Source organism: Phenylobacterium sp. FG114 (assembly GCF_057809855.1).
Map to the genome: position 1 here is coordinate 1 of NZ_JBMDKU010000032.1, position 1,384 is coordinate 1,384.

At 68.1% G+C, this 1,384-nt stretch carries 1 protein-coding gene; it reads right to left on the reverse strand.

Annotation, left to right across the window (positions count from 1 at the left end):
* Nucleotides 1–293: 293 nt before the first annotated feature.
* Nucleotides 294–1,310 (reverse strand): IS110 family RNA-guided transposase, encoded by a 1,017-nt coding sequence (locus ACODSY_RS26010; protein ID WP_488954809.1) that lies wholly within the window; start codon nucleotides 1,308–1,310, stop codon nucleotides 294–296.
* Nucleotides 1,311–1,384 lie beyond the last annotated feature (74 nt).

A 1,384-nucleotide genomic window follows, 5' to 3' on the forward strand; every position in this document is an offset into this window, starting at 1 on the left:
GGCTGGGGCCCAACGGGCGAAGCCGACCCTGTGTGGACGGCTCTCCGTCGGCAAGGGGTGTTCTTGAGCGTTCTGCAGGGCTGGTCGGTGCGGCCATGTGTTCGGCCTGTCGCTGCGGCGCTGATGGCCGCGGGCCATAATGCCTTGATCGCGCGTATCAGGTCCCGACCAATTGCACGCACTCGAAGTGCAGGGTCGAAGCGGGGTCTCCCGATCCGGCGGTATCAACCGGCTTTCTGCATCAGCTCCAGTTCGCCCTTTCCAACCTCGTTGCGCGGTCGACCGCGCCTAGCTCATGCGGCGAGCGGCTCTCGGTAGCGCTCACCGGTCATCATCATCGCCCAGACGGTTCGGGCGGTCTTGTTGGCCAGCGCCACCGCGGCGACCTTCGCCTTGCGACGGCCGAGAAGCTGCGCGAGCCATGGGCGGCGCGTCGCGCTCGCGTACCGGATCACCGCCATGGCGCCGACGACGAGCATCTGGCGCAGATAGCGATGGCCCGCCTTGCAGATGGAGCCGAGCCGCTCTTTGCCGCCGCTGGAGTTCTGTCGCGGGACCAGGCCGATCCAGGCCGCAAGGTCGCGTCCCGACCGGAAGATGCCGGGATCAGCGACGCTGGCCACCAGGGCGCTGGCGAGCACCGGCCCCACGCCGGGGATCGCCATCAGCCTTCGCCCGAGCTCGGTGCTTCGCGCGTCGGCCATGATCCTGCGATCGTTCTCCAGGATCTGCGCCTTCACCACACCCAGCTGCGCGGCCAGCATCTGCAGGCAGGTGCGCGCGTCGGCCGGCAGGCGGTCGTCGCCAGCGTCGGCGATCACGTCGAGCAGCCGCTCAAGGCCAAGACGACCCGCGGCCGCGACGATCCCGAACTCCCCGAGATGGGCTCGGATGGCGTTGGAGAGCTGGGTGCGCTGGCGGCAGAGCACCAGCCGCACCCGGTGCAGCATCATCGCGCTCTGCTGCTCGGGAGTCTTGACCGCCACGAACCGCATCGTCGGGCGGGTCACGGCCTCGCAGATCGCCTCGGCGTCAGCCGCGTCGTTCTTGCCGCGCTTGACGTAGGGCTTCACGTACTGCGCCGGCATCAGCTTCACCTGATGCCCGAGGGCGATCAACTCGCGGGCCCAGAAGTGTGAGGACGCGCAGGCCTCCATGCCGATCAGGCAGGCCGGCTGCCTGGCGAAGAACTGCAGGAGCTGAGATCGCCTGATCTGCCGCCGGACGACCACCTCGCCGACCGCGTCGACGCCATGCACCTGGAACACCGACTTCGCGAGATCCAGACCAATCGTAACCACCTGACCCATCACTCTCCTCCTGTTTGCAGGAGCTATGCTCCCGCGGGTGGTGGAGAGCCGTCCACAGCATCAATTGCGGACCC